This window comes from Colwellia sp. MB02u-14, assembly GCF_014076915.1.
In the GTDB taxonomy this organism is placed as follows: Bacteria; Pseudomonadota; Gammaproteobacteria; order Enterobacterales; family Alteromonadaceae; genus Colwellia_A.
Genome location: NZ_JACGUX010000062.1, coordinates 387,810 through 394,753 on the forward strand (window position 1 = coordinate 387,810; position 6,944 = coordinate 394,753).

Genomic DNA, 6,944 nt, shown 5'->3' on the forward strand with positions numbered 1-6,944 from the left:
GACGAGTGAGCAAATAGCAACTGTTATTTGTCTTTTTTGAATGGCTTATATTTATAACACAAGAATGAATTATAGTATTAGATATGATGCACCATAGTAAGAGTCTCACATCAAAGTCATTTTATTACAAGGTAACTTAAACCTAAAGTAACTTATCTTTCTGATAATGCATTAAAAGCAGTGAGTTTGAGGAAACAGCTATTCTTGACGTGCACTGGTATATTATCGATTTTTGGGCTGATTCATATCCTGACAAACAGCCCAGCGATGACGCGGTTCAAGCTCTTTTTGTGAATAGACATTACAAATGAGATTATCTCAACAAGTCGGCCCATTGAAATCACACCTCCATGAGATGATGTTTTCGAACTAAATCGATTTTTAGTCATCGAGTTGAGATTCGCTCACAAGTTGTCGAGACAGAAAGATATTAATGATCACTTTGTGCGCAAAGGGGGAAGTTAGAACATCATTATACCTAACGTCCGTTTCAAGCTCTTAGCTGCCGTTAACTTAATTTGAGTTCGAAATGATTTGTGCGTATAGAAAAATTAAAATTTTAGCAGTTTAAATATTGCTTGAAGCTCAATATTTACCATTCACAACAGGGTTTCCTAGAAGGTGAACATTTGATGTTTCTTTTCTACCTATTGCTTCGTATTTTTACTGTGTTATAAATAACTAACTGATTTCATAATATTATAAGGATGAACTTTGAAATTTAATATATTTGTTTTTTGTATACTAGCTAGCTTTTTTCCATCTCACGTTCAAGCAAAGGGATCTGATGAGGATATACAGCCTATAAGTGTAGGGCTTCAACCTACTGTCCGTATAAAGGGTAAACCTTCAAAGCTTAGTAGTTTAAAAGAACGAATGGCACATTATAAAGTACCTGCTGTTTCAATAGGATTTCTAAAAGATAACAAAATTAGCTGGACGCACACTGAAGGCGTTATTGACCTGAACAGTAATCGACCTATTGATGAGAATACTGTTTTTCAAGCGGCAAGCATTTCTAAACCCGTTTTTGCTAGTGCATTGATGAAATACCGTCAAGATAATGGATTAAATATAGATGTAGATGTAAATACATTACTTAAAAGCTGGAAACTACCTGCTCATGAATGGGCTAGTAAAAATAAAGTTACATTACGCCAATTACTCAGCCATTCTGCGGGTACTACTGTTCATGGCTTCGCAGGCTATACAGATGGTTCTGATGTCCCTTCTATTACTTCATTACTCAATGGTGTCAAACCTGCAAATTCTGCCCCTGTTGTTATAGATATTGAGCCAGGCACTCAATTCAGATATTCAGGAGGAGGAACAACTTTAGCCCAACTTGTTTTGCAAGATCAAACTAAAAGCTCATTAACCGAATTAGCTAAAAAAACTATTTTTGAGCCTTTAATGATGCAACATAGTAGCTTTAGTCAGCCTTTAGTCGGTGCTTTAAAAAGTAATGCGGCAGTTGCCCATAATGCGGACGGTAAACCTGTAGTTGGTGGTGCGCATACGTATGCAACTTTATCTGCTGCGGGGCTATGGACTACACCATCTGATTTATTACGCTTAGTTTCACAAATACAGCTTGCAGACTTAGGTAATAAAGACTCTTTTTTCTCTAAAAGTACCATTGATGAAATGCTAACCCCTCAAATACCCCCTATGGGGATTGGTTTTTTCTTAGAAGGTGATGGTGAAATTAGTTCTTTTAGTCACGGTGGCGCTAACGAAGGTTTTATGGCGCATTTATTTGCTCACACAAAAACGGGCGATGGAATCGTGATTATGACTAATGGCGAAAATGGTACTTCACTGATTGATGAAATCATGATTAGAGCAAGTGAAATTTATCATTGGAATGAATTTAAACCGACAGAAAAAGTTGAATCCACATTAGCACCTAAGTTATTCAAGTCTATCCTAGGTGAGTATAAAATAACGGAACCATTTGAAACTACTTTAGTTATAACCGAAGAACGTGGTAAGTTTTTAGTTAATATTGGAAAGTTTGTTAAGAATGAAGTATTTTTTCCTGAAAGTGAACAACAGTTATTCTCCATGACTGGCATGAGTTTATTCTTACATCCTAATGATAAAGGAGAGGTAAACTACATTTCTTTTTGGGGTGGAATTAATGCAATTAGAGAGAAACAATAAAAAGAATTACCTGAGGACTTAATTACTAAAATGTTAAGCCCTAAAGTTTGTACGTAAAGCCTGATGGTTTTTTGTGATAATACTAGTAAGTAGTAATGCCTCAAAGTGATAAGAACAGCATGCCAAATCAGGGCCATTATATCTGCTATCCAGGCAGTTCAGTCGCTTTTATTTGAAGTCTATGACCGCTTTGGTGGCTTAGTTCACACTCGAACTTAGCTGCTTATTGGTAAAAAGTTATTATCAAACGACACTTGTATTCAACTAAGGGGAATGTCAGCTATCAGGAAACTACTAGCGTAATGTGGTTGTTCTGCCATCTCCACTGTTGATCAAAACATACAAAAGATTTTAGTGACAATTCTCAAGTGCTAATGTCTTCAGTGTGGCAGGAACAGTCAATAACCTATTAATAATTACATCAAGACACAATAATTATTACAAAGTCTATATAAAATTTCACTTATAAATTATACTGTGTTTTTGTACAGTATAGTTGTTGTGTATTATGAAAGTTATTCCTATTTTTATCGAGGCTGGTATATCTGGCTTTGAATCACCCGCAGCAGAATATAAAGAACTTGGATTATCTCTAGACCAATTATTAATTGCAAACCCTGATGCTACTTTTATCGGTGTGGCTAAAGGACAATCAATGCAAGATATAGGCATATTTGATGGTGACTTGTTGTTAGTTGACCGCTCCGAACAGGTAAAAGATGGTGATGTCATAGTCGCTAATTACAATGGCTGTTTTACCTGTAAATTTATTGATAAGAAGCATGCACAGTTGATATCAGCCTCCGTACTGCATCAACCTGTAAAAATAACACCTGAAGATGAGTTTCAGATTGAGGGCGTAGTTACTCGCTCAATACGCTTACATCGACAAGCAAGAGAGCTTACCGCATGTATGCGTTAGTTGATGCTGTCTCTTATTACGCATCTTGCGAGAAAGTATTTGACCCGTCCATAAGAAATAAACCTGTTGTTGTATTGACGAACAATGACGGTTGTATATGTGCAGTTTGCCCTATTGCACGACGTTTAGGTGTGCCCAAGTTCAAACCATACTTTCAAATTAAACATTTCTTAGCAAAGCATAATGTGGTGATCCGTTCTTCCAACTATGAGCTGTATGCAGATCTAAGCGACAAGATGATGAATGTCATATCAAGGTTCTGCGATAATCAGTACGTTTATTCAATTGATGAATCATTTTTACAGTTCAAAAATTACAACAAACTCATCACTGACTGGCACGAGTATGGTCATACCATCAGAAAAGCGGTATGGCGTGAAACACGATTACCGGTTGGTGTAGGTTTTGGAACAACACCAACATTGGCTAAGGCTGCAAATCATGCAGCTAAAAAATTATCGGGTTATGATGGTGTCGCGGTTATTAATGATGACAAATCGCGCAAAGAAGTCTTATCGCGCATGACAGTAACGGATGTATGGGGCATTGGCTCTCGGTCAGGTAAACGATTAAACACCTTAGGTATAAATACAGCGTGGGAATTAGCTAACCAATCACCTAAAGTGATGCGTAAACAATTTAGTGTTGTCGTTGAACGTACTATTAATGAATTAAATGGCGTTGCTTGTCTCAATTGGGAAGATATAAAACAACCGAAAAAAGAAATATTTTCTACCAGATCGTTTGGTGAACGAGTCACTAACTACCATGCATTAAAAGCGGCATTAACAACCCATGGTTCGACTGTCGCACGTAAAGTAAGGAATCAACAATCGTTAATCAAAAGGTTATTAATTTTTGCTGCTAGTTCGCCACATGATGATAATTACTTCAACAAATCGGTGATCTATGAATTTCCTATCGCAACAGACAATACATTAAAAATTGCTAACGCTATCTCAACGGTTATGACTGATGTTTTTATTAATGGCGTTAACTATTACCGTTGTGGCGTGGGTGCAATACAATTACAAGATAGTAAGTTTCAGCAACATGATCTATTTACAGTGAATACAGATGATCCTGAGCTAATGAACTGCTATGACGTTATAAATAATCGATACGGGAATGCTACTGTTGAAGTCGCTAGCGCAGGCCAAGTACATAAATGGAACATGAGGCGTGAATTTTTATCGCCAAGCTATACAAGTAAATGGCATGATATTCCTAAAATTATTTGTTAAGGCATTTTAAATGTGTGGTCGATTTAGTGCTGTTGAGAGAATAGCTCCGCTAGTTAGTAACCTGTTCGATACTTCTTTTAAAGTAACGGCCAATACTAACTTTAGCCTTAGTCAGTTAGCGGCAACAATCACAACTGCCCCATTAGGGTACCAACAAGTAAATGCCAATTGGGGAATAAAGCCAAGCTGGTCCAAAAGATTAATAATCAATGCCCAGTCTGAAACAGTAGCAACAAAACCTACTTTCAAGCGAGCTTTTCAACATCAACGATGCTTAGTGCCTTGTAACGGTTGGTTTGAATGGCGCACAGAAGAAGGTAAGAAAGTTAAATATCTTTTTGAGCATGCTGACAAAATGCCACTGTACATGGCTGGCATATTATTCGAACACGAAATAACTGAACTAGTCACATTAACGACAGCCCCTAATGCCAAATGTGGAGAGTATCATAAGCGCATGCCAGTACTTATATTGCCTGAACACGCCGATTATTGGTTTAATTCAGATAATGAGCAAGTATTTCCACTCTTAAATCATGTGAATGAAGAGATGATTAATGTTTTTAATGCTGATTACAATACCTAAAGCTGGTTAGTTTTTAGTACTAATATCCCCTGGTGCGCATAGCGGAAGCTACGAGTGACTAACTCAATACTTCAGCTCCTAGCCAATTGCGGACATTCAGCCTTTGCAAATTCAGGAGAAAATTTAGGGCAATATTAGCCAATATTTGCAGCTCACTCGTGTGGCTGCTTTAAGACTCATTGCTGCGGTTGCCGATTCATATGGTAAGGCAAAAAAACGTATCAAACAGAAATTAATATATTTTACCAATTAAACATTATTCAACTTTTTCTAATTAAAAGCTCAAATTCATCAATAGGAACAGGTTTATTAAATAAATAACCCTGAAAGTGAATGCAGCCATTATTAAGTAGAAACTGTCTTTGCTCTTCTGTTTCAACCCCTTCAGCAATTACACTTATATTTAGGCTGTGTGCCATGGCAATAATTGCACGAATAATTGCTTCATCTTGGATGCCCGTGACAATATCATGTACAAATGATTTATCAATTTTGAGTTGATAAATGAGTAATTTCTTTAGGTAGTATAATGATGAATAGCCCGTCCCAAAGTCATCTAATGATATAGTAATGCCCATTTCATTTAACGTATTGATAGTAATAATTATTTTTTCAATATTATCTACCAACATATTCTCGGTCAATTCCAATTTAAGCTTAGTAGGGTTGATGCCATAAAGTTGTATAGTTGCCTGCACTTGCGCTACAAATTCTGTTTCAAAAAATTGCTTAGGACTCACATTGACTGACAATGTGAGATGATGCGTCAGTGGATCTTGTTCCCATCGCTTCAACTGTGCACAGGCGGTTTGCAGTACCCATTGCCCAATGGCGATAATAAGTCCTGTCTCTTCTGCGACTGGAATAAAGTCCAAAGGAGAAATGATGCCACGTTTTGGATGCTGCCAGCGTATTAAAGCTTCAGCACCAAAGGCCCTCCCGGTGCTGTCAACTTGTACTTGATAATATAATTGAAATTGCTCTTGCTCAATCGCTCTGCATAGCTCATTTTCAAGATTAACACGAGCAGTAATTATCTCTTGCATGATTGAATTAAAGAAGCTCAGAGTATTACGACCTTTACTCTTGGATTCATACATAGCAATATCAGCTTGCCTTAATAGTTCATTTGGTTTGAGTTCATGACCCATGAATAGTGTGGCCCCTATGCTGGTGGTATTCTGGTAGTAATGAGCATTAAGTTGATAGGGTTTATTAAGTGTGAGGAATATTTTTTCGGCTACATCGTTGGTTTTAGCAGCGGCTTTGATGACATTATCGCTTAAATCTTCTAGCACTATCACAAACTCATCACCCCCTAAGCGAGCAATAGTATCTTCTGCACGTATACAGGTAATTAGTCGTTCAGCCACCTGTTGCAGTAACAAATCACCAATATCATGTCCGAGCGTATCATTGAGGTTTTTGAAGTGGTCTAAATCTAGAAACAATACCGCACCCTGATGACCACTACGTGCACTAGCGGCTAAAGCTTGATTAAGTTTATCAAATAATTGCCAGCGGTTAGGTAACTGCGTCAGCATATCATAGTAAGCTAGGTTCTTGATTTCATCTTTTTGAAATTCAAGCTCTTTATTGGCGATAACGAGTTCAGCCGCTCGCTTTTCTTTTTCATGATTTTGAAATTCAAGTTCTTTATTGGCGATAACGAGTTCAGCCGCTCGCTTTTCTTTTTCATGATTTTGAAATTCAAGTTCTTTATTGGCGATAACGAGTTCAGCCGCTCGCTTTTCTTTTTCATTATTTTGAAATTTAAGCTCTTTATTGGCGATAAAGAGTTCAGCCGCTCGCTTTTCTTTTTCATTATTTTGAAATTCAAGTTCTTTATTGGCGATAACGAGTTCAGCCGCTCGCTTTTCTTTTTCATTATTTTGAAATTCAAGCTCTTTATTGGCGATAAAGAGTTCAGCCGCTCGCTTTTCTTTTTCATTATTTTGAAATTCAAGTTCTTTATTGGCGATAACGAGTTCAGCCGCTCGCTTTTCTTTTTCATTATTTTGAAATT

General features: G+C 37.1%; 5 protein-coding genes. 4 read left to right on the forward strand and 1 reads right to left on the reverse strand.

Annotated elements, in window-relative coordinates:
- Window positions 1–714 precede the first annotated feature (714 nt).
- From H4J52_RS06545 to H4J52_RS06560, 4 genes are all read left to right on the forward strand, one after another.
- A complete protein-coding gene (locus H4J52_RS06545) occupies window positions 715–2,166 on the forward strand; it encodes a serine hydrolase (RefSeq protein ID WP_259367824.1) in 1,452 nt (483 codons plus the stop codon).
- A gap of 508 nt (window positions 2,167–2,674) precedes the next feature.
- Entirely contained in the window at window positions 2,675–3,088 is a 414-nt protein-coding gene (locus H4J52_RS06550; protein WP_182179787.1) for a LexA family transcriptional regulator, read from the forward strand.
- Entirely contained in the window at window positions 3,076–4,332 is a 1,257-nt protein-coding gene (locus H4J52_RS06555; RefSeq protein WP_182224388.1) for a Y-family DNA polymerase, read from the forward strand. The genes H4J52_RS06550 and H4J52_RS06555 overlap by 13 nt, the downstream gene beginning before the upstream one ends.
- Window positions 4,333–4,342: 10 nt before the next feature.
- Entirely contained in the window at window positions 4,343–4,918 is a 576-nt protein-coding gene (locus H4J52_RS06560) for an SOS response-associated peptidase (RefSeq protein WP_182224389.1), read from the forward strand.
- Between the two features lie 260 nt (window positions 4,919–5,178).
- Here the strand turns inward: H4J52_RS06560 and H4J52_RS06565 are convergent.
- Window positions 5,179–6,944, reverse strand: a 1,766-nt coding sequence (locus H4J52_RS06565) for a bifunctional diguanylate cyclase/phosphodiesterase (RefSeq protein WP_259367825.1), incomplete at its 5' end; no start/stop codon positions are given.

Excerpts from the sequence above, each read along its gene's own strand:
- H4J52_RS06550 (WP_182179787.1), top strand. The coding sequence starts at position 2,675 with ATGAAAGTTATTCCTATTTTTATCGAGGCTGGTATATCTGGCTTTGAA.
- H4J52_RS06555 (WP_182224388.1), top strand. The coding sequence starts at position 3,076 with ATGTATGCGTTAGTTGATGCTGTCTCTTATTACGCATCTTGCGAGAAA.
- H4J52_RS06560 (WP_182224389.1), top strand. The coding sequence starts at position 4,343 with ATGTGTGGTCGATTTAGTGCTGTTGAGAGAATAGCTCCGCTAGTTAGT.